The sequence below is a fragment of the Pseudomonas sp. B21-048 genome (assembly GCF_024748615.1).
Taxonomy (GTDB): domain Bacteria; phylum Pseudomonadota; class Gammaproteobacteria; order Pseudomonadales; family Pseudomonadaceae; genus Aquipseudomonas.
This window is the reverse complement of the sequence record NZ_CP087168.1, coordinates 5,041,817-5,063,688: the sequence shown is the minus strand read 5'-3', so window position 1 is coordinate 5,063,688 and position 21,872 is coordinate 5,041,817. Positions and strand designations below refer to the sequence as shown.

At 55.0% G+C, this 21,872-nt stretch carries 22 protein-coding genes and 4 tRNA genes; all 26 read left to right on the top strand.

Going from position 1 to position 21,872, the window contains the following annotated elements:
* The first annotated feature begins 13 nt into the window (after window positions 1-13).
* Window positions 14-98, top strand: a tRNA-Tyr gene (locus LOY56_RS23795).
* 24 nt (window positions 99-122) lie between these two features.
* Window positions 123-196, top strand: a tRNA-Gly gene (locus tag LOY56_RS23790).
* Window positions 197-222: 26 nt separating this feature from the next.
* Window positions 223-298, top strand: a tRNA-Thr gene (locus tag LOY56_RS23785).
* 173 nt (window positions 299-471) lie between these two features.
* Window positions 472-547: transfer RNA gene (locus LOY56_RS23780), tRNA-Trp, on the top strand.
* 45 nt (window positions 548-592) lie between these two features.
* Window positions 593-961, top strand: a complete 369-nt coding sequence (gene secE, locus LOY56_RS23775; protein ID WP_258617473.1) for a preprotein translocase subunit SecE — start codon at window positions 593-595, stop codon at window positions 959-961.
* Window positions 962-970: 9 nt separating this feature from the next.
* Entirely contained in the window at window positions 971-1,504 is a 534-nt protein-coding gene (gene nusG, locus LOY56_RS23770) for a transcription termination/antitermination protein NusG (RefSeq protein ID WP_007896622.1), read from the top strand.
* Between the two features lie 117 nt (window positions 1,505-1,621).
* Window positions 1,622-2,053, top strand: a complete 432-nt coding sequence (gene rplK / locus LOY56_RS23765) for a 50S ribosomal protein L11 (protein ID WP_007933726.1) — start codon at window positions 1,622-1,624, stop codon at window positions 2,051-2,053.
* Window positions 2,053-2,748 (top strand): 50S ribosomal protein L1, encoded by a 696-nt coding sequence (gene rplA / locus LOY56_RS23760; protein WP_007896626.1) that lies wholly within the window; start codon window positions 2,053-2,055, stop codon window positions 2,746-2,748. The genes rplK and rplA overlap by 1 nt, the downstream gene beginning before the upstream one ends.
* A 198-nt stretch (window positions 2,749-2,946) precedes the next feature.
* The gene (gene rplJ / locus LOY56_RS23755) at window positions 2,947-3,447 is read left to right on the top strand and encodes a 50S ribosomal protein L10 (RefSeq protein WP_008030884.1); all 501 of its coding nucleotides are present in this window, start codon (window positions 2,947-2,949) and stop codon (window positions 3,445-3,447) included.
* 75 nt (window positions 3,448-3,522) lie between these two features.
* The gene (gene rplL, locus LOY56_RS23750) at window positions 3,523-3,888 is read left to right on the top strand and encodes a 50S ribosomal protein L7/L12 (RefSeq protein WP_095054551.1); all 366 of its coding nucleotides are present in this window, start codon (window positions 3,523-3,525) and stop codon (window positions 3,886-3,888) included.
* Window positions 3,889-4,108: 220 nt separating this feature from the next.
* Window positions 4,109-8,182: a DNA-directed RNA polymerase subunit beta gene (gene rpoB / locus LOY56_RS23745; protein ID WP_258617462.1), complete on the top strand. Its 4,074-nt coding sequence runs from the start codon at window positions 4,109-4,111 to the stop codon at window positions 8,180-8,182.
* A 64-nt stretch (window positions 8,183-8,246) separates the two neighbouring features.
* Window positions 8,247-12,446: a DNA-directed RNA polymerase subunit beta' gene (rpoC, locus tag LOY56_RS23740; protein ID WP_258617453.1), complete on the top strand. Its 4,200-nt coding sequence runs from the start codon at window positions 8,247-8,249 to the stop codon at window positions 12,444-12,446.
* A 216-nt stretch (window positions 12,447-12,662) separates the two neighbouring features.
* Complete coding sequence (gene rpsL, locus LOY56_RS23735; RefSeq protein ID WP_002555494.1) at window positions 12,663-13,034, top strand: 30S ribosomal protein S12; 372 nt, start codon at window positions 12,663-12,665, stop codon at window positions 13,032-13,034.
* Between the two features lie 118 nt (window positions 13,035-13,152).
* Window positions 13,153-13,623, top strand: coding sequence for a 30S ribosomal protein S7 (gene rpsG, locus LOY56_RS23730; RefSeq protein WP_002555493.1), 471 nt, complete (start codon window positions 13,153-13,155; stop codon window positions 13,621-13,623).
* A gap of 30 nt (window positions 13,624-13,653) precedes the next feature.
* A complete protein-coding gene (gene fusA / locus LOY56_RS23725; RefSeq protein WP_258617443.1) occupies window positions 13,654-15,759 on the top strand; it encodes an elongation factor G in 2,106 nt (701 codons plus the stop codon).
* A gap of 31 nt (window positions 15,760-15,790) precedes the next feature.
* Window positions 15,791-16,984, top strand: coding sequence for an elongation factor Tu (gene tuf, locus LOY56_RS23720; protein ID WP_258617437.1), 1,194 nt, complete (start codon window positions 15,791-15,793; stop codon window positions 16,982-16,984).
* A gap of 157 nt (window positions 16,985-17,141) precedes the next feature.
* Window positions 17,142-17,453 (top strand): 30S ribosomal protein S10, encoded by a 312-nt coding sequence (gene rpsJ, locus LOY56_RS23715; RefSeq protein ID WP_003186070.1) that lies wholly within the window; start codon window positions 17,142-17,144, stop codon window positions 17,451-17,453.
* An 80-nt stretch (window positions 17,454-17,533) separates the two neighbouring features.
* Window positions 17,534-18,169: a 50S ribosomal protein L3 gene (gene rplC, locus LOY56_RS23710; RefSeq protein ID WP_003186059.1), complete on the top strand. Its 636-nt coding sequence runs from the start codon at window positions 17,534-17,536 to the stop codon at window positions 18,167-18,169.
* Between the two features lie 12 nt (window positions 18,170-18,181).
* Window positions 18,182-18,784: a 50S ribosomal protein L4 gene (gene rplD / locus LOY56_RS23705; protein WP_007896707.1), complete on the top strand. Its 603-nt coding sequence runs from the start codon at window positions 18,182-18,184 to the stop codon at window positions 18,782-18,784.
* Window positions 18,781-19,080, top strand: a complete 300-nt coding sequence (gene rplW, locus LOY56_RS23700; protein WP_002555488.1) for a 50S ribosomal protein L23 — start codon at window positions 18,781-18,783, stop codon at window positions 19,078-19,080. The genes rplD and rplW overlap by 4 nt, the downstream gene beginning before the upstream one ends.
* Before the next feature lie 14 nt (window positions 19,081-19,094).
* A complete protein-coding gene (gene rplB / locus LOY56_RS23695; RefSeq protein ID WP_003176423.1) occupies window positions 19,095-19,919 on the top strand; it encodes a 50S ribosomal protein L2 in 825 nt (274 codons plus the stop codon).
* Between the two features lie 16 nt (window positions 19,920-19,935).
* Window positions 19,936-20,211 carry a 30S ribosomal protein S19 gene (gene rpsS / locus LOY56_RS23690; protein ID WP_002555486.1) on the top strand — a complete coding sequence of 92 codons (276 nt, stop codon included), beginning with the start codon at window positions 19,936-19,938 and terminating at the stop codon, window positions 20,209-20,211.
* 11 nt (window positions 20,212-20,222) lie between these two features.
* Window positions 20,223-20,555, top strand: coding sequence for a 50S ribosomal protein L22 (gene rplV, locus LOY56_RS23685; protein WP_003103908.1), 333 nt, complete (start codon window positions 20,223-20,225; stop codon window positions 20,553-20,555).
* 13 nt (window positions 20,556-20,568) lie between these two features.
* A complete protein-coding gene (gene rpsC, locus LOY56_RS23680) occupies window positions 20,569-21,255 on the top strand; it encodes a 30S ribosomal protein S3 (protein WP_003176422.1) in 687 nt (228 codons plus the stop codon).
* Window positions 21,256-21,267: 12 nt separating this feature from the next.
* Window positions 21,268-21,681 (top strand): 50S ribosomal protein L16, encoded by a 414-nt coding sequence (rplP, locus tag LOY56_RS23675; protein WP_007943783.1) that lies wholly within the window; start codon window positions 21,268-21,270, stop codon window positions 21,679-21,681.
* Window positions 21,681-21,872, top strand: a complete 192-nt coding sequence (gene rpmC, locus LOY56_RS23670; RefSeq protein ID WP_002555481.1) for a 50S ribosomal protein L29 — start codon at window positions 21,681-21,683, stop codon at window positions 21,870-21,872. Before rplP ends, rpmC begins: the two co-directional genes overlap by 1 nt.

The window sequence follows — 21,872 nt, the reverse complement described above, 5'->3', positions numbered from 1 at the left end:
GCCGGCTCGCTTAGGAGGGGTTCCCGAGCGGCCAAAGGGATCAGACTGTAAATCTGACGTCTACGACTTCGAAGGTTCGAATCCTTCCCCCTCCACCATTTTTAGCGAGAGCTGCAAGCCTCGCGGGTATAGTTTAGTGGTAGAACCTCAGCCTTCCAAGCTGATGATGCGGGTTCGATTCCCGCTACCCGCTCCAAGTTTGCAGGTTTTGCAAAGTGTTGCGCTCTTGTAGCTCAGTTGGTAGAGCACACCCTTGGTAAGGGTGAGGTCAGCGGTTCAAATCCGCTCAAGAGCTCCATATAACAAGGCAGATATGAAAATATCTGCCTTTGTTTTAATGGCTTGTGGTTGTTTCGTGCTGTTCGCGAGGGTCGTTGTTTGCTCTGGTGTCGGTGGGATGGTCGAGGTCGTTGAGTAAGTTGTTGTAAAGTCTTTTTCAGATCGGCATAATGGTCGGCCTGATTTCGTTTTAGGTCAGTAGCTCAATTGGCAGAGCGACGGTCTCCAAAACCGTAGGTTGGGGGTTCGATTCCCTCCTGACCTGCCAGATTCACCAGGTGTGTCTGGCTTTCTTTTCACAGGATCTTCATAGATGACTCCTAAAGCTGAAGCTCAAGGCTCTCGCTTCGATCTGCTCAAGTGGCTAGTAGTAGTCGCTTTGGTGGTTGTTGGCGTTGTTGGCAATCAGTATTATTCTGCTTCGCCGATCCTGTACCGTGTACTCGCTTTGCTCGTGATTGCTGCTGTAGCTGCCTTTGTAGGCCTGCAGACAATCAAGGGCAGGTCTTTCTTTGTGCTTGTCAAAGAGGCGCGCACCGAGATTCGTAAAGTCGTATGGCCAACTCGCCAGGAAACCACGCAGACCACGTTGATCGTTGTGGCTGTTGTTCTGGTTATGGCGTTGCTGTTGTGGGGGCTTGATTCCCTGCTCGGCTGGCTTGTTTCTTTGATTGTCGGCTAAGGGTGTCCCGTGGCTAAGCGTTGGTACGTTGTGCATGCTTACTCCGGTTACGAGAAGCATGTAATGCGCTCGCTCGTCGAGCGCGTAAAGCTGGCTGGCATGGAAGATGGCTTCGGCGAGATTCTGGTCCCCACTGAAGAAGTGGTTGAAATGCGCAATGGCCAGAAGCGCAAAAGCGAGCGCAAATTCTTCCCGGGTTATGTGCTGGTTCAGATGGACATGAATGAGGGTACTTGGCACTTGGTCAAGGATACTCCTCGGGTAATGGGTTTTATCGGCGGTACTGCTGATAAGCCTGCGCCGATCACAGATAAAGAGGCGGAAGCGATTCTGCGTCGCGTTGCTGATGGTAGCGACAAGCCGAAGCCGAAGACATTATTCGAGCCGGGCGAGTCGGTACGTGTGAATGACGGACCGTTTGCTGATTTTACCGGCACGGTTGAAGAAGTTAACTACGAAAAGAGCCGGATCCAAGTGGCAGTGCTCATTTTCGGTCGCTCTACTCCGGTAGAGTTAGAGTTCAGTCAGGTCGAAAAGGTCTAGCTGGGCAAGCATCCCAACCCCGCAGCCCTAGGCTGTGGGGTTTTGTCGTCACTGGGATAAACGCGCAAGTAACCGGGGAGCCTTTCGAGGCGTTCGAACCCGTAATTGGAGTGCCTCATGGCCAAGAAGATTACCGCTTACATCAAGCTGCAAGTGAAGGCCGCTCAGGCTAACCCAAGCCCACCTGTTGGTCCTGCTCTGGGTCAGCATGGCGTGAACATCATGGAATTCTGCAAGGCTTTCAACGCCCGTACTCAGGGTCTTGAGCCAGGTCTGCCGACTCCAGTGATCATCACTGTCTACAGCGACCGTAGCTTCACTTTCGAAACCAAATCCACACCTGCTTCGGTTCTGCTGAAGAAGGCTGCGGGTCTGACTAGCGGTTCCGCTCGTCCGAACACCGTTAAGGTTGGCACTGTGACCCGTGCTCAGCTGGAAGAAATCGCGAAAACCAAAAACGCGGATCTGACTGCAGCTGATATGGAAGCAGCCGTGCGTACTATCGCCGGTTCTGCTCGTAGCATGGGCCTTAACGTGGAGGGTGTGTAATGGCTAAGTTGACCAAGCGTCAAAAGGCTATCGCCGGCAAAATCGAAGCAGGCAAGTCCTACAACTTTGTAGACGCTGCTGCTCTGCTGGCTGAGCTGTCGACTGTCAAGTTCAGCGAGTCGTTCGACGTTGCTGTGAACCTGGGTGTTGACCCGCGTAAATCCGACCAGGTCGTTCGTAGCGCTACCGTGCTGCCACACGGCACTGGCAAGACTGTTCGCGTTGCTGTGTTCACCCAGGGTCCAGCTGCCGAGGCTGCTCTGGCTGCCGGCGCTGACCGTGTAGGTATGGACGACCTAGCTGCCGAAATGAAAGGCGGCGACCTGAACTATGACGTAGTTATCGCATCCCCGGATGCCATGCGCGTTGTTGGTCAGTTGGGTCAGATCCTTGGTCCACGTGGTCTGATGCCTAACCCTAAAGTTGGCACTGTAACTCCAGACGTAGCTACCGCGGTTAAAAACGCCAAGGCTGGTCAGGTTCGTTATCGCACCGACAAAAACGGCATCATCCACACCTCCGTTGGCAAAGTCGGCTTCGATGCCGTCAAGCTGAAGGAAAACGTTGAAGCCCTGATCGCTGATCTGAAGCGTATCAAGCCAGCTTCCTCGAAAGGTATTTACGTCAAGCGCGTTACCCTGAGCACCACCATGGGTCCAGGTCTGGTCATCGACCAAGGCTCGCTCGACGCGTAAGACAAAGGCTGGCGCAAGCGATTGCGCCAATCGAAAGATTGGGGTCCCTGCCTGGCGGGGGCTATCCAAGACCGTAGGCGACGCAAGTCTTAAACCACAAGCCTACGCAGATGGTGCTCCCGGTTCCTTACCGAATCAGACACCAAAACGACATCCGGCTTCGGCCAGATGAAACGGTAACAAGCAGGAGTTAAACCCGTGGCAATTAAACTCGAAGACAAGAAGGCCATCGTCGCTGAAGTCAACGAGGCTGCCAAAGTCGCTCTGTCCGCTGTCGTGGCTGATGCCCGTGGCGTAACAGTAGGCGCAATGACCGGACTCCGTAAAGAGGCTCGTGAAGCTGGCGTTTACGTACGTGTCGTACGTAACACCCTGCTCAAGCGCGCTGTTGCTGACACTGAATACAGTGTTCTCAACGACGTGTTCACTGGCCCGACCTTGATTGCATTCTCCAAGGAACATCCGGGCGCTGCTGCTCGTATCTTCAAAGAGTTCGCAAAAGGTCAGGACAAGTTCGAGATCAAGGCAGCTGCGTTCGAGGGCAAGTTCCTCGCAGCTAATCAGATCGACGTACTGGCAACTCTGCCGACCCGTAACGAAGCTATTTCTCAGCTGATGAGCGTGATTCAAGGCGCAACCAGCAAGTTGGCTCGTACACTGGCGGCCGTTCGCGACCAGAAAGAAGCTGCCGCAGCCTAAGGCTCGTCATCTCCTCGCGTTTTTTGTTTATTTCGATGGTCGCGAAGGCCGTCCCCAATATCAGGAATTAGATTCATGTCTATCTCTCAGAACGATATCCTTGAAGCAGTTGGCAACATGTCCGTAATGGAAGTTGTTGAGCTGATCAAAGCTTTCGAAGAAAAATTCGGTGTTACCGCTGCTGCTGCATCGGCTGGTCCAGCTGCTGCTGCCGCTGTTGTTGAAGAGCAAACCGAATTCAACGTCATGCTGACCGAAGCTGGCGAGAAGAAAGTTAACGTGATCAAGGCAGTACGTGAACTGACCGGTCTGGGCCTGAAAGAAGCCAAGGCTGTAGTTGACGGCGCTCCTGCCATGGTTCTGGAAGCTGTTTCGAAAGACGCAGCTGACAAAGCCAAGGCAACTCTGGAAGAAGCAGGCGCTAAAGTCGAGCTGAAGTAAGCATCGACTTTGCACCTCCAGCCCGAGCGTTAAGCGAAAGGCTGATGGCTGGTGGCTCTTGCCACCGGCCTTTTTCCGTTATTGGCAGCCGGCTGGGTCGGCGCTGGTAACGAGCTGTAACCACCCGATGCGGTGGCGCAAACCATGGGGTTTGCACGATTTTCTGGCTGCTCCCGTCGGGAGGGGCCAAACAAGCAGGTGACCAAGCTGGGGAACGCTGATGGCTTACTCATATACTGAGAAAAAACGTATCCGCAAGGACTTTAGCAAGTTGCCGGACGTCATGGATGTGCCGTATCTCCTGGCAATCCAGCTGGATTCGTATCGTGAATTCTTGCAGGCGGGAGCGACTAAAGATCAGTTCCGCGACGTGGGCCTGCATGCGGCCTTCAAATCCGTTTTCCCGATCATCAGCTACTCCGGCAATGCTGCGCTGGAGTACGTCGGTTATCGCCTGGGCGAACCGGCATTTGATGTCAAAGAATGCGTATTGCGCGGTGTAACTTACGCCGTACCTTTGCGGGTAAAAGTGCGCCTGATCATTTTCGACAAAGAATCGTCGAACAAAGCGATCAAGGACATTAAAGAGCAAGAAGTCTACATGGGTGAAATCCCCCTGATGACTGAAAACGGTACCTTTGTAATCAATGGTACCGAGCGTGTAATCGTTTCCCAGCTGCACCGTTCCCCGGGCGTGTTCTTCGACCACGACCGTGGCAAGACGCACAGCTCCGGCAAACTGCTGTACTCCGCGCGCATCATTCCTTACCGCGGTTCGTGGCTGGACTTCGAGTTCGACCCGAAAGACTGCGTGTTCGTGCGTATCGACCGTCGTCGCAAGCTGCCTGCATCGGTACTGCTGCGCGCGCTGGGCTATACCACTGAAGAAGTGCTGGACGCGTTCTACACCACCAACGTCTTCCACGTGCAAGGTGAAAACCTCAGCCTGGAACTGGTGCCTCAGCGCCTGCGTGGTGAAATTGCTGTCCTGGATATCCTGGATGACAAAGGCAAGGTTATTGTCGAGCAAGGTCGTCGTATCACCGCTCGCCACATCAACCAGCTGGAAAAAGCAGGGATCAAAGAGCTGCAAGTGCCTCTGGACTACGTCCTGGGCCGCACTACCGCCAAGGTCATCGTGCATCCGGCAACCGGCGAAATCCTGGCAGAGTGCAACACCGAGCTGAACACCGAGATCCTGGCAAAAATCGCCAAGTCCCAGGTTGTTCGCATCGAAACGCTCTACACCAACGATATCGACTGCGGTCCGTTCGTCTCCGACACTCTGAAGATCGACTCCACCAGCAACCAATTGGAAGCGCTGGTCGAGATCTATCGCATGATGCGTCCAGGCGAGCCGCCAACCAAAGACGCTGCCGAAACCCTGTTCAACAACCTGTTCTTCAGCCCTGAGCGCTACGACCTGTCTGCGGTCGGCCGGATGAAGTTCAACCGTCGTATCGGTCGTACCGAGATCGAAGGTTCGGGCGTGTTGTGCAAAGAAGACATCGTCGCGGTACTGAAGACTCTGGTCGACATCCGTAACGGTAAAGGCATCGTCGATGACATCGACCACTTGGGTAACCGTCGTGTTCGCTGCGTAGGCGAAATGGCCGAGAACCAGTTCCGCGTTGGCCTGGTACGTGTTGAGCGTGCGGTCAAAGAGCGTCTGTCGATGGCTGAAAGCGAAGGCCTGATGCCGCAAGACCTGATCAACGCCAAGCCAGTGGCTGCGGCGGTGAAAGAGTTCTTCGGTTCCAGCCAGCTTTCCCAGTTCATGGACCAGAACAACCCGCTGTCCGAGATCACCCACAAGCGTCGTGTTTCTGCACTCGGCCCTGGCGGTTTGACTCGTGAGCGTGCTGGCTTTGAGGTGCGTGACGTACACCCGACTCACTACGGTCGTGTATGCCCGATTGAAACGCCGGAAGGTCCGAACATCGGTCTGATCAACTCCTTGGCAGCCTATGCGCGCACTAACCAGTATGGCTTCCTCGAGAGCCCGTACCGTGTGGTGAAAGACGCTCTGGTCACCGACGAGATCGTGTTCCTGTCCGCCATCGAAGAAGCTGATCACGTGATCGCTCAGGCTTCGGCCACGATGAACGACAAGAAAATGCTGATCGACGAGCTGGTAGCTGTTCGTCACTTGAACGAGTTCACCGTCAAGGCGCCGGAAGACGTCACCTTGATGGACGTTTCTCCGAAGCAGGTAGTTTCGGTTGCCGCGTCGCTGATCCCGTTCCTCGAGCACGATGACGCCAACCGTGCGTTGATGGGTTCGAACATGCAGCGTCAAGCTGTACCCACCCTGCGCGCTGACAAGCCGCTGGTCGGTACCGGCATGGAGCGTAACGTAGCTCGTGACTCCGGCGTTTGCGTCGTGGCTCGTCGTGGTGGCGTTATCGATTCTGTCGACGCCAGCCGTATCGTGGTTCGTGTTGCTGATGATGAAGTTGAAACCGGTGAAGCTGGTGTCGACATCTATAACCTGACCAAATATACCCGCTCCAACCAGAACACCTGCATCAACCAGCGTCCGCTGGTGAGCAAGGGTGATCGGGTTCAGCGCAGCGACATCATGGCTGACGGTCCGTCCACCGATATGGGTGAACTGGCGCTGGGTCAGAACATGCGCATCGCGTTCATGGCCTGGAACGGTTACAACTTCGAAGACTCCATCTGCCTGTCGGAACGAGTTGTTCAAGAAGATCGCTTTACCACGATCCACATTCAGGAACTGACCTGTGTGGCGCGTGACACCAAGCTTGGGCCAGAGGAAATCACTGCAGACATCCCGAACGTGGGTGAAGCTGCACTGAACAAGCTGGACGAAGCCGGTATCGTTTACGTAGGTGCTGAAGTTGGCGCAGGCGACATCCTGGTGGGTAAGGTCACTCCGAAAGGCGAGACCCAACTGACTCCGGAAGAAAAACTGCTGCGTGCCATCTTCGGTGAAAAAGCCAGCGACGTTAAAGACACTTCCCTGCGTGTGCCTACCGGCACCAAGGGTACTGTCATCGACGTACAGGTCTTCACCCGCGACGGCGTTGAGCGTGATGCTCGTGCACTGTCGATCGAGAAGACTCAACTCGACGAGATCCGCAAGGATCTGAACGAAGAGTTCCGTATCGTTGAAGGCGCCACTTTCGAACGTCTGCGTTCCGCTCTGGTCGGCCACAAAGCCGAAGGCGGCGCCGGTCTGAAGAAAGGTCAGGAAATCACCGACGAAGTTCTCGACGGTCTTGAGCATGGTCAGTGGTTCAAACTGCGCATGGCCGAAGATGCTCTGAACGAGCAGCTCGAGAAGGCTCAGGCCTACATCGTTGATCGCCGCCGTCTGCTGGATGACAAGTTCGAAGACAAGAAGCGCAAACTGCAGCAGGGCGATGACCTGGCTCCAGGCGTGCTGAAAATCGTCAAGGTTTACCTGGCAATCCGTCGTCGCATCCAGCCGGGCGACAAGATGGCCGGTCGTCACGGTAACAAAGGTGTGGTCTCCGTGATCATGCCGGTTGAAGACATGCCGCACGATGCCAATGGCACCCCGGTCGACGTCGTCCTCAACCCGTTGGGCGTACCTTCGCGTATGAACGTTGGTCAGATCCTTGAAACCCACCTGGGCCTCGCGGCCAAAGGTCTGGGCGAGAAGATCAACCGGATGGTCGAAGAGCAGCGTAAGGTTGCTGAACTTCGCACCTTCCTGGACGAGATCTACAACCAGATCGGCGGTCGTAACGAAGATCTGGATAGCTTCTCCGACCAGGAAATCCTGGATCTGGCGAAGAACCTGCGTGGCGGCGTACCAATGGCCACTCCAGTGTTCGACGGCGCCAAGGAAAGCGAAATCAAGGCCATGCTGAAACTGGCAGACCTGCCAGAAAGCGGCCAGATGCAGCTGACTGACGGCCGTACCGGCAACAAGTTCGAGCGCCCGGTTACTGTTGGCTACATGTACATGCTGAAGCTGAACCACTTGGTAGACGACAAGATGCACGCTCGTTCTACCGGTTCGTACAGCCTGGTTACCCAGCAGCCGCTGGGTGGTAAGGCGCAGTTCGGTGGTCAGCGTTTCGGGGAGATGGAGGTCTGGGCACTGGAAGCATACGGTGCTGCTTACACTCTGCAAGAAATGCTCACAGTGAAGTCGGACGATGTGAACGGTCGGACCAAGATGTACAAAAACATCGTGGACGGCGATCACCGTATGGAGCCGGGCATGCCCGAGTCCTTCAACGTGTTGATCAAAGAAATTCGTTCCCTCGGCATCGATATCGATCTGGAAACCGAATAACACGTGACGCGAATCGAGAGCGGGGCAGGATTGCCCGCTCTCTGCTCCGCCAGGAGGAAAGGCCTTGAAAGACCTACTGAATTTGCTGAAAAACCAGGGTCAAGTCGAAGAGTTCGACGCCATCCGTATTGGATTGGCATCGCCTGAGATGATCCGTTCGTGGTCGTTCGGTGAAGTTAAAAAGCCGGAAACCATCAACTACCGTACGTTCAAACCTGAGCGTGACGGCCTGTTCTGCGCCAAGATCTTTGGCCCGGTAAAGGATTACGAGTGCCTGTGCGGTAAGTACAAGCGCTTGAAGCACCGTGGTGTGATCTGCGAGAAGTGCGGCGTTGAAGTCGCGCTGGCAAAAGTTCGTCGTGAGCGCATGGCGCACATCGAACTGGCCTCGCCAGTTGCCCATATCTGGTTCCTGAAATCGCTGCCGTCGCGTATCGGCTTGCTGATGGACATGACCCTGCGTGATATCGAACGCGTTCTCTACTTCGAGAGCTATGTCGTTATCGATCCAGGCATGACCACCCTTGAAAAAGGTCAGCTGCTCAACGACGAGCAGTACTTCGAAGCGCTGGAAGAGTTCGGCGACGATTTCGATGCCCGTATGGGTGCTGAAGCTGTCCGTGAACTGCTGCACGCTATCGACCTGGAACACGAGATTGGCCGTCTGCGTGAAGAAATTCCGCAAACCAACTCCGAAACCAAGATCAAGAAGCTGTCCAAGCGTCTGAAGTTGATGGAAGCCTTCCAGGGTTCCGGCAACCTGCCAGAGTGGATGGTGCTGACCGTTCTGCCGGTTCTGCCGCCAGATCTGCGTCCACTGGTCCCGCTGGATGGCGGTCGCTTCGCGACTTCCGACCTCAACGATCTGTATCGTCGAGTGATCAACCGTAACAACCGCTTGAAGCGTCTGCTTGATCTGTCCGCTCCGGACATCATCGTGCGCAACGAAAAGCGTATGTTGCAGGAAGCTGTCGACGCACTGCTCGACAACGGTCGTCGTGGTCGCGCTATCACCGGTTCCAACAAACGTCCTCTGAAATCCCTGGCTGACATGATCAAGGGTAAGCAGGGTCGTTTCCGTCAGAACTTGCTCGGTAAGCGTGTTGACTACTCTGGTCGTTCGGTAATTACCGTTGGCCCGACCCTGCGTCTGCACCAGTGCGGTCTGCCGAAGAAGATGGCTCTCGAGCTGTTCAAGCCGTTCATTTTCGGCAAGCTGGAAATGCGTGGTCTTGCTACCACCATCAAAGCTGCCAAGAAGATGGTCGAGCGCGAGCTGCCAGAGGTTTGGGACGTTCTCGCTGAAGTGATTCGCGAACACCCGGTTCTCCTCAACCGTGCACCGACCCTTCACCGTCTGGGTATCCAGGCGTTTGAACCGGTACTGATCGAAGGTAAGGCTATCCAGCTGCACCCTCTGGTCTGCGCCGCGTACAACGCCGACTTCGACGGCGACCAAATGGCCGTGCACGTACCGCTGACACTGGAAGCCCAGTTGGAAGCGCGTGCGTTGATGATGTCGACCAACAACATTCTGTCGCCAGCCAACGGTGAGCCAATCATCGTTCCTTCGCAGGACGTTGTATTGGGTCTGTACTACATGACCCGTGAAGCGATCAACGCCAAGGGCGAAGGTCGTGTGTTCGCGGATCTGCAGGAAGTTGACCGTGTGTTCCGTGCCGGCGAAGCCGCACTGCACGCCAAGGTCAAAGTGCGGATCCACGAAACCGTCAACGACCGTGACGGCGGCAGCGTGAGCAACACCCGTATCGTCGACACCACTGTCGGCCGTGCGCTGTTGTACCAGGTTGTGCCAAAAGGTCTGTCGTACGACGTCGTCAACCTGCCGATGAAGAAAAAGGCGATCTCCAAGCTGATCAACCAGTGCTACCGCGTGGTTGGTTTGAAAGAGACCGTGATCTTCGCTGACCAGTTGATGTACACCGGTTTTGCTTATTCGACCATTTCCGGCGTTTCCATCGGTGTTAACGACTTCGTTATCCCGGATGAAAAAGCCCGCATCATCAGTGCTGCCACTGACGAAGTGAAAGAGATCGAAAGTCAGTACGCCTCCGGCCTGGTAACCCAGGGCGAGAAGTACAACAAAGTGATCGACCTTTGGTCCAAGGCGAACGACGAAGTTTCCAAGGCGATGATGGCCAATCTCTCGAAAGAGAAAGTCATCGATCGTCATGGCGTCGAAGTCGACCAAGAGTCTTTCAACTCGATGTACATGATGGCCGACTCGGGCGCACGGGGTTCTGCTGCGCAGATCCGTCAGCTCGCCGGTATGCGTGGCCTGATGGCCAAGCCGGACGGCTCCATCATCGAAACGCCGATTACTGCGAACTTCCGTGAAGGTTTGAGCGTACTTCAGTACTTCATCTCCACTCACGGTGCTCGTAAAGGTTTGGCGGATACCGCGTTGAAAACTGCGAACTCCGGTTACCTGACTCGTCGTCTGGTAGACGTCGCGCAGGATCTGGTTGTGACCGAGATCGATTGCGGCACCGAACATGGCCTGGTAATGACTCCGCACATTGAAGGCGGTGACGTTGTTGAGCCGTTGGGTGAGCGCGTATTGGGTCGTGTCATCGCTCGTGACGTATTCAAGCCAGGTACTGAGGAAGTTATCGTTCCTGCCGGCACTCTGGTAGACGAGAAGTGGGTCGAGTTCATCGAGCTGAACAGCATCGACGAAGTGATCGTGCGTTCGCCGATCAGCTGCGAAACCCGCTACGGCATTTGCGCCAAGTGCTACGGCCGTGACTTGGCTCGTGGTCATCAGGTGAACATTGGTGAAGCGGTCGGCGTTATCGCTGCCCAGTCCATCGGTGAGCCGGGTACCCAGCTGACCATGCGTACGTTCCACATCGGTGGTGCGGCAAGCCGGACCTCCGCGGCTGATAGCGTTCAGGTGAAGAATGGCGGTACCGTCCGTCTGCATAACCTGAAGCACGTTGAGCGAGTGGATGGTTGCCTGGTTGCTGTGTCCCGTTCCGGTGAGCTGGCGATCGCTGATGACTTCGGTCGTGAGCGTGAGCGTTACAAGCTGCCGTACGGTGCTGTGATTTCGGTTAAAGAAGGTGACAAGGTCGACGCTGGCGCAATCGTGGCCAAGTGGGATCCGCACACTCACCCAATCGTTACCGAAATGAAAGGTACCGTGACCTACGTGGGCATGGAAGAAGGCATCACGATCAAGCGTCAGACTGACGAATTGACCGGTATGACCAACATTGAAGTACTCGACGCCAAAGACCGTCCAGCTGCCGGTAAAGATATCCGTCCTGCTGTGAAGATGGTTGATGACAACGGCAAGGATCTCTTGCTGCCGGGCACCGATGTAATCGCTCAGTACTTCCTGCCTGCCAACGCCCTGGTCGGTGTAGCGGACGGTGCGAAAATCGCGATCGGTGATGTTATCGCTCGTATTCCGCAAGAGACTTCGAAAACCCGTGACATCACCGGTGGTCTGCCGCGTGTTGCCGACTTGTTCGAAGCTCGTCGTCCGAAAGAAGCCTCGATTCTGGCTGAAGTCAGCGGCACCATCGCGTTCGGTAAAGAGACCAAAGGCAAGCGCCGTCTGGTTATCACCCCGAATGACGGTAGTGATCCGTACGAAGAGCTGATTCCGAAGTGGCGTCATCTGAACGTCTTCGAAGGCGAACAGGTAAACCGCGGCGAAGTTATCTCCGACGGCCCGAGCGATCCACACGACATCCTGCGTCTGCTGGGTGTGAGTGCGCTGGCCAAGTACATCGTGAACGAGATCCAGGACGTTTATCGTCTGCAAGGCGTGAAGATCAACGATAAGCACATCGAGACCATCCTGCGTCAGATGCTGCGTAAAGTTGAAATCGCTGAATCCGGCGATTCCAGTTTCATCAAGGGCGACCAGATGGAATTGACTCACGTTCTGGTAGAGAACGAGCGTCTGGCTGGCGACGAGAAATTCGTTTCCAAGTTCACTCGCGTACTGCTGGGTATCACCAAGGCGTCGTTGTCCACCGAATCGTTCATCTCGGCGGCTTCCTTCCAGGAAACCACTCGCGTACTGACCGAGGCGGCGGTAACCGGCAAGCGCGATTACCTGCGCGGCCTGAAAGAAAACGTAGTCGTGGGTCGTTTGATCCCGGCCGGTACCGGTCTGGCTTATCACAGCGAGCGTAAGCGCCGCCGTGATGCTGACAAACCGTTGCGCGTAAGCGCCAGTGAAGTGGAAGCTGCACTGACCGAAGCGCTGAACTCGAGCGGTAACTGAGTTCTGCGATAAATGAGGGTAGGGCCCTGGCCGTTCCGTTCATCGAATCGAGACAATTTGTCGAGGTTGGATGAGTGGGGAGGTCGGGGCCTTGCCTTGACTGGGGGCAAGATCCTCTTTAGACTCTTGTACCCCTAAATTTGGCGGGAATTCGTTCCTGCCATTTTGCTTTTCTTGCAAGACAATAGCGTCGCAAGACAACAGTGGAGCTAGTAGATGGCAACTATCAACCAGCTGGTACGTCAGCCGCGTAAGCGTATCGTCGAGAAATCCGACGTGCCTGCGCTGCAGAACTGCCCGCAACGTCGTGGCGTATGCACCCGTGTGTATACCACCACGCCGAAAAAACCTAACTCGGCACTGCGTAAAGTATGCCGTGTGCGTCTGACCAACGGTTTCGAGGTTTCCTCGTACATCGGCGGTGAAGGCCACAACCTGCAAGAGCACAGCGTGGTACTGATCCGCGGCGGTCGTGTAAAAGACTTGCCAGGTGTTCGTTACCACACCGTACGCGGTTCTTTGGATACTTCCGGCGTTAAAGGTCGTAACCAGGGTCGTTCGAAGTACGGTACCAAGAAGCCTAAGTAGTAGTGGCTTTTTGTAAAAACTGATTTTCTATTTTTCTGAGTCGATAAGAGTAAGGTCGGAGGCGTCCCGAAAGGGCACCGATTCCGAGCGAACCTGAAGACCGTTTGAGGGCTTATCCATGCCAAGAAGACGCGTAGCAGCCAAGCGCGAAGTGCTTGACGATCCAAAATACGGCAGCCAGATCCTGGCCAAGTTCATGAACCACGTAATGGAAAGCGGCAAGAAAGCCGTTGCCGAGCGTATCGTTTATGGCGCGCTGGAAAAGGTTAAAGAACGCAAGAACAGCGATCCCCTGGAAATCTTCGAGAAAGCTCTCGACGCCATCGCTCCGCTGGTCGAAGTAAAGTCGCGCCGTGTAGGCGGTGCTACTTACCAGGTTCCGGTCGAAGTTCGTCCGTCCCGTCGTAACGCTCTGGCAATGCGCTGGTTGGTAGACTTCGCCCGCAAGCGCGGCGAGAAGTCTATGGCTCTGCGTTTGGCTGGCGAGCTGTTGGACGCCGCTGAAGGCAAAGGTGCTGCAGTTAAGAAGCGTGAAGACGTGCACCGTATGGCTGAAGCCAACAAGGCTTTCTCGCACTACCGCTTCTAATTTTAGCGTCACTCATTTTGCGAGGGCTTTATGGCTCGTACTACACCGATTAACCGCTACCGTAACATTGGTATCGTTGCTCACGTGGATGCTGGTAAAACCACCACCACCGAGCGCGTCCTTTTTTACACTGGCAAAAGTCACAAGATGGGCGAGGTGCATGACGGCGCCGCGACCACAGACTGGATGGTTCAGGAGCAGGAGCGTGGTATTACCATTACTTCTGCTGCCATTACCGCCTTCTGGCAGGGTTCCGAGAAGCAGCACAAGGACCAATACCGCTTTAACGTCATCGACACCCCGGGCCACGTTGACTTCACTATTGAAGTTGAGCGTTCCCTGCGTGTTCTCGATGGCGCGGTCGTTGTGTTCTGCGGCACCTCGGGTGTTGAGCCTCAGTCGGAAACCGTTTGGCGTCAAGCCAACAAATACGGTGTTCCACGTCTTGTTTACGTAAACAAGATGGACCGTGCTGGTGCCAACTTCCTGCGCGTGATCGGTCAGATCAAGCAGCGTCTGGGTCACACTCCGGTGCCAATCCAGTTGGCCATCGGTTCCGAAGACAACTTCCAGGGTCAGATCGACCTGTTGTCCATGGAAGCTGTTTACTGGAACGACGCTGACAAAGGCATGACTCCGCGTCGCGAGCCTATCCCTGCTGAACTGCAGGAACTGGCTGACGAGTGGCGCGGCAACATGGTTGAGGCTGCGGCCGAAGCCAGCGAAGAGCTGATGAACAAATACCTCGAAGGTGAAGAACTCACCAACGCGGAGATCAAGGCGGCTCTGCGTCAGCGTACTATCGCTGGTGAGATCGTTCTGGCTGTTTGCGGTTCTTCCTTCAAGAACAAGGGTGTTCCCCTGGTTCTCGACGCCGTGATCGACTATCTGCCGGCTCCTACCGACATTCCTGCCATCAAGGGTACTGACCCGGATGACGAGAGCAAGGAAATGGAGCGTCACGCAGACGACAGCGAGCCGTTCTCGGCTCTGGCGTTCAAGATCGCTACCGACCCATTCGTGGGTACCTTGACCTTTGTTCGAGTTTACTCGGGCGTGTTGGCCTCCGGCGACGGCGTGATCAACTCGGTCAAAGGCAAGAAAGAGCGCGTGGGTCGTATGGTGCAAATGCACGCAAACGCCCGTGAAGAAATCAAGGAAGTACGCGCTGGTGACATCGCGGCCTTGATCGGCATGAAGGACGTCACCACTGGTGAGACTTTGTGTAACGCTGACAAGCCAATCATTCTGGTTCGCATGGACTTCCCGGAGCCGGTTATTTCGGTTGCCGTTGAGCCAAAGACCAAGGATGACCAGGAAAAAATGGGTATCGCTCTGGGCAAGCTTGCTCAGGAAGACCCGTCTTTCCGCGTCAAAACTGATGAAGAGACTGGTCAAACGATCATCTCCGGCATGGGCGAGCTGCACCTGGACATCCTGGTTGACCGGATGCGCCGTGAGTTCAACGTCGAAGCCAACATCGGTAAGCCTCAGGTTTCCTATCGTGAGCGCATCACGAAGAACTGTGAAATCGAAGGCAAGTTCGTTCGTCAGTCCGGCGGTCGTGGCCAGTTCGGTCACTGCTGGATCCGTTTTGCTCCTGCTGACGAAGGTCAGGAAGGTCTGCAATTCGTGAACGAAGTAGTGGGTGGTGTGGTTCCTAAGGAATACATCCCGGCTATCCAGAAGGGTATCGAAGAGCAGATGAAGAACGGTGTTGTTGCCGGCTATCCGCTGATCGGCCTGAAGGCTACCGTGTTTGATGGTTCCTACCACGACGTCGACTCGAACGAGATGGCGTTTAAGGTGGCTGCTTCCATGGCGACCAAGCAACTGGCCCAAAAGGGCGGTGGTGAGCTGCTTGAGCCGATCATGGCAGTAGAGGTTGTTACGCCTGAAGACTATATGGGTGACGTGATGGGCGACCTTAACCGTCGTCGCGGCATGATTCTGGGTATGGAAGATACGGTCTCCGGTAAGGTGATTCGTGCTGAAGTGCCGTTGGGCGAGATGTTCGGTTATGCGACCGACGTTCGTTCGATGTCCCAGGGTCGCGCAAGCTACTCTATGGAATTCAAAAAATACAATACAGCTCCGTCGCACATCGTCGAAACTGTTACCAAAAAACAAGGCTGATTCAGCCCCTTTAGGCTAGGAGTTAATTGTCGTGGCTAAAGAAAAATTTGATCGTTCCCTTCCGCACGTCAACGTTGGCACTATCGGTCACGTTGACCACGGTAAAACCACTCTGACCGCTGCTCTGACTCGCGTCTGCTCCGAGGTTTTCGGTTCGGCTGTAGTTGAATTCGACAAGATCGACAGCGCGCCAGAAGAAAAAGCTCGTGGTATCACCATCAACACCGCGCACGTCGAGTACAACTCGAAGATCCGTCACTACGCTCACGTTGACTGCCCAGGTCACGCTGACTATGTGAAGAACATGATCACCGGTGCTGCCCAGATGGACGGCGCGATCCTGGTTTGCTCGGCCGCTGATGGTCCGATGCCGCAAACCCGTGAACACATCCTGCTGTCCCGTCAGGTAGGCGTTCCGTACATCGTGGTTTTCCTGAACAAGGCTGACCTGGTAGACGACGCTGAGCTGCTGGAACTGGTTGAGATGGAAGTGCGCGACCTGCTGAGCACTTACGACTTCCCAGGTGATGACACTCCAATCATCATCGGTTCCGCGCGTATGGCGCTGGAAGGCAAAGACGACAACGAAATGGGCACTACTGCCGTTCGTAAACTGGTTGAAACTCTGGACAGCTACATCCCAGAACCAGTACGTCTGACCGACAAGCCATTCCTGATGCCAATCGAAGACGTATTCTCGATCTCTGGTCGCGGTACTGTTGTGACTGGTCGTATCGAGCGCGGTATCGTTCGCGTTCAAGATCCGCTGGAAATCGTTGGTCTGCGTGACACCACCGTTAGCACCTGCACCGGTGTTGAAATGTTCCGCAAGCTGCTCGACGAAGGTCGTGCTGGCGAGAACTGCGGCGTTCTGCTGCGTGGTACCAAGCGTGACGACGTTGAGCGTGGTCAGGTTCTGGTTAAGCCGGGTTCGGTTAAGCCGCACACCAAGTTCACCGCAGAAGTTTACGTTCTGAGCAAGGAAGAAGGCGGTCGTCATACTCCGTTCTTCAAAGGCTACCGTCCACAGTTCTACTTCCGTACTACTGACGTGACTGGTAACTGCGAGCTGCCAGAAGGCGTTGAAATGGTAATGCCAGGTGACAACATTCAGATGACTGTTACCCTGATCAAAACCATCGCGATGGAAGATGGTCTGCGTTTCGCTATTCGTGAAGGCGGTCGTACCGTCGGCGCTGGCGTCGTAGCCAAAATCATCGAGTAAGCTCTTTTTTGAGTAAGCTTCGATGAGTTGAAAAAGCCCCCGCTTAGCGGGGGCTTTTTTATTGGGTTGACACCTATATGGGGCGTCTATAGAATTGCGCCTCCTTTTAACGGGCGTATTGCGCTCGGTGGGAATAGCAGCCGGAGTCTGAAATCCAATGCAAAATCAGCAAATCCGTATCAGGTTGAAGGCTTTTGACCATCGCCTGATCGACCAATCCACCCAGGAAATCGTGGAAACCGCGAAACGTACTGGTGCTCAAGTGCGTGGTCCAATTCCACTGCCTACCCGTAAAGAGCGGTTCACCGTTCTGGTCTCTCCGCACGTCAACAAAGACGCGCGTGACCAGTACGAGATCCGTACTCATAAGCGCGTTCTGGACATCGTCCAGCCAACGGATAAAACCGTTGATGCACTTATGAAGCTTGATCTTGCGGCCGGTGTGGAAGTGCAGATCAGCCTCGGCTAAGACTCGGTCTTAGTCGTGTAACGCTCTGAAATGGGCGGCCATAGCGGGTGAAAGCCCCGTACACTCATGAGGTTTACAACATGACTATTGGTGTAGTCGGTCGTAAATGCGGTATGACCCGTATTTTCACCGAAGAAGGTGTCTCCATTCCGGTCACGGTCATTGAGATCGAGCCGAATCGCGTCACCCAGTTCAAAACTGAAGAAACCGATGGCTATCGTGCAGTGCAAGTCACTGTCGGCGAGCGTCGTGCTTCGCGTGTTACAGCTGCTCAGGCTGGCCACTTCGCTAAAGCGAACGTTGCCGCTGGTCGTACCGTAATGGAATTCCGCCTTGAAGAAGGCGAGTACCAGGCCGGCGATCTGATCAACGCTGAAATCTTTGCCGCTGGTCAACTGGTTGATGTAACCGGTCAGTCCAAAGGTAAAGGCTTCCAGGGTACGATCAAGCGTTGGAATTTCCGCGGGCAAGATAATACCCACGGTAACTCCGTGTCCCACCGCGTTCCAGGCTCTATCGGCCAGTGCCAGACTCCTGGTCGTGTATTCAAGGGCAAAAAAATGTCCGGTCATATGGGCGCTGAGCGCGTGACCGTGCAGTCCCTCGAAGTAGTGCGCGTGGACGCTGAACGCAATCTGTTGTTGGTCAAGGGCGCTGTTCCTGGCGCTACTGGCGGCAACTTGGTTGTACGTCCAGCAGCCAAGGCTCGCGGTTAAGGGGAAGCTGACATGCAATTAAATGTAAATGACGCTCAAGCGATCGAAGTTTCCGAACTGACATTTGGCGGCGAATTCAACGAGACGCTGGTTCACCAAGCAGTCGTGGCCTACATGGCTGGCGGCCGTCAAGGTAGCAAGCAGCAAAAGACCCGTTCCGACGTTCGTGGTGGCGGTAAGCGCCCATGGCGTCAGAAAGGTACTGGCCGTGCTCGTGCCGGTACTATCCGTAGCCCAATCTGGCGTGGCGGCGGTACCACTTTCGCAGCTCGTCCTCAGGATCACACCCAGAAGCTGAACAAGAAGATGTATCGCGCAGCAATGCGTTCCATCCTTGCTGAGCTGGTGCGTACTGATCGTCTGGTTGTGGTTCAGGACTTCGCTGTTGATGCACCGAAGACCAAAGATCTGCTGAACAAACTGACCGGCATGGGCCTGACTGACGTCTTGATCGTGTCTGAAGTGGTTGATCAGAACCTGTACCTGGCTGCTCGCAACCTGCCACACGTTGATGTGCGTGACGTGCAAGGTTCCGATCCAGTTAGTCTGATCGCATACGACAAGGTGTTGATCACCGTGTCGGCCGTGAAGAAATTCGAGGAGCTGCTGGGATGAACCAGGAACGCGTATTTAAAGTTCTGCTTGGCCCGCACGTTTCCGAGAAGGCTACGGTTCTGGCTGACAAGAAAGGCCAGTTCGTTTTCAAGGTTGCAACTGACGCAACCAAGCTGGAAATCAAGAAGGCCGTCGAAAGCCTGTTCAGCGTGAAAGTAGAGCGTGTTACTACCCTGAATGTTCTGGGTAAGAGCAAGCGCACTGCTCGCGGTCTGGGCAAGCGTAATGACTGGAAGAAGGCAGTTATCTCCCTTCAGCCAGGCCAAGATCTCGATTTCAGCAGCAGTGCTGAGTAAGGAAGGGGTGCATCATGGCAATCGTTAAATGCAAACCGACTTCCCCTGGCCGCCGTTTTGTGGTCAAGGTGGTCAACCAGGAGCTGCATAAAGGCGCTCCTCACGCACCGCTGCTCGAGAAAAAATCGAAGACTGGTGGTCGTAACAACAATGGTCGCATTACCACTCGTCACATCGGTGGTGGCCATAAGCAGCATTATCGTCTGGTCGATTTCCGTCGCAACGACAAAGATGGCATCTCTGCCACTGTCGAGCGTATTGAATACGATCCAAACCGTACTGCTCACATCGCTCTGCTGCTGTATGCAGATGGCGAGCGTCGCTACATCATCGCCCCTAAAGGCGTAAGTGCTGGTGACCAGCTGATCGCAGGTGCTCTGGCGCCGATCAAGCCGGGCAACGCTCTGCAACTGCGTAACATTCCAGTTGGTAGCACCGTACACGGCATCGAATTGAAGCCAGGTAAAGGCGCGCAAATCGCTCGTTCCGCTGGTGCTTCGGCTCAGCTGATCGCTCGTGAAGGTGTCTACGTGACCCTGCGTCTGCGCTCTGGTGAGATGCGTAAAGTGCTGGCTGAATGCCGCGCGACCTTGGGTGAAGTCTCGAACTCCGAGCACAGCCTGCGTTCGCTGGGTAAAGCTGGTGCCAAACGCTGGCGTGGCGTTCGCCCAACCGTTCGTGGTGTTGCCATGAACCCGGTTGACCACCCACATGGTGGTGGTGAAGGTCGTACCTCTGGTGGTCGTCATCCGGTATCGCCATGGGGCTTCCCGACTAAGGGCGCGAAGACTCGTGGTAATAAGCGTACCGACAAAATGATCGTCCGTCGTCGCAAGTAAATAGAGGGATACGACAGTGCCACGTTCTCTGAAAAAAGGTCCTTTTATCGATCTTCACCTACTGAAGAAGATCGAAGTGGCGGCGGAAAAGAATGATCGCAAACCGGTGAAAACCTGGTCGCGTCGTTCGATGATCCTGCCACAAATGGTCGGTTTGACCATCGCAGTACACAACGGTCGTCAACACGTCCCAGTTCTCGTTAACGAAGACATGGTCGGCCACAAACTGGGCGAGTTCGCCGGTACCCGCACTTATCGTGGGCACGTGGCAGACAAGAAAGCCAAGCGTTAAGGGGTTAGGAAATGGAAGTAGCCGCTAAGTTGTCGGGCGCTCGAATCTCCGCCCAGAAAGCCCGCTTGGTCGCCGACCAGATCCGCGGGAAGAAGGTGGGCGAAGCGCTCAACTTGTTGGCTTTCAGCAGTAAGAAAGCCGCCGAGATCATGAAAAAAGTGCTGGAGTCGGCCGTAGCCAACGCCGAGCATAACGAAGGCGCAGACGTTGATGACCTTAAAGTCAGCACCGTTTTCGTCAACGAAGGGCGTTCGCTGAAGCGCATCATGCCACGTGCCAAAGGCCGTGCTGATCGCATCGTCAAGCGGTCTTGCCATATCACTGTCAAGGTTGCTGACAAGTAACGGAGTCGAAGAGATGGGTCAGAAAGTACATCCCATTGGCATTCGCCTGGGAATCGTCAAGGAGCACACCTCCGTCTGGTACGCAGACGGTCGGACTTATGCGGACTACTTGTTCGCTGATCTGAAGGTGCGTGAGTATCTCCAAGACAAACTAAAAAGCGCGTCCGTAAGCCGTATCGATATCCATCGTCCGGCTCAGACTGCACGTATCACCATCCACACCGCTCGTCCAGGTATCGTTATCGGGAAGAAAGGTGAGGATGTTGAGAAACTGCGTCAGGACCTGACCAAGCAAATGGGTGTGCCTGTGCACATCAATATCGAAGAGATCCGCAAGCCGGAGCTCGACGGTATGCTGGTTGCGCAGAGCGTAGCTCAGCAGCTGGAGCGTCGCGTAATGTTCCGTCGCGCTATGAAGCGCGCTGTTCAGAACGCCATGCGCATTGGTGCCAAAGGCATCAAAATCCAAGTGAGCGGTCGTCTCGGCGGTGCTGAAATCGCACGTACTGAATGGTATCGCGAAGGTCGTGTGCCACTGCACACCCTGCGTGCCGACATCGACTATGCCAACTACGAAGCTCACACCACTTACGGTGTGATCGGTGTAAAGGTTTGGATCTTCAAAGGCGAAGTAATTGGTGGTCGCCAAGAAGAACTGAAACCACAAGCACCAGCGCCTCGTAAAAAAGCTGCTAAGTAAGGGGTACGCCAAATGTTGCAACCAAAGCGTACGAAGTTCCGCAAGCAGATGACAGGCCACAACCGTGGTCTGGCTCAGCGCGGTAGCAAAGTCAGCTTCGGCGAATATGCGCTGAAGTCTGTAGCTCGTGGTCGTCTCACCGCTCGTCAGATCGAGTCAGCGCGTCGTGCTCTGACCCGTCACGTTAAACGTGGCGGCAAGATCTGGATCCGTGTATTCCCGGACAAGCCTATTTCCAAAAAGCCCCTCGAAGTTCGGATGGGTAAAGGTAAGGGTAGCGTGGAGTACTGGGTTGCCCAGATTCAGCCAGGCAAAGTCCTGTATGAAATCGAGGGTGTTTCTGAAGAGCTGGCGCGTGAGGCTTTTGCCCTGGCTGCTGCAAAGCTGCCGCTCGCCACCGCCTTTGTTAAACGGACGGTGATGTGATGAAAGCGAATGAACTTCGTGAAAAATCCGCACAGCAGCTGAACGAGCAACTGCTCGGCTTGCTGCGCGACCAGTTCAATCTGCGTATGCAGAAAGCAACTGGCCAGTTGGGGCAGTCTCATCTGCTCTCGCAAGTTAAGCGTGACATCGCTCGCGTGAAGACTGTGCTCAACCAGCAGGCAGGTAAGTAA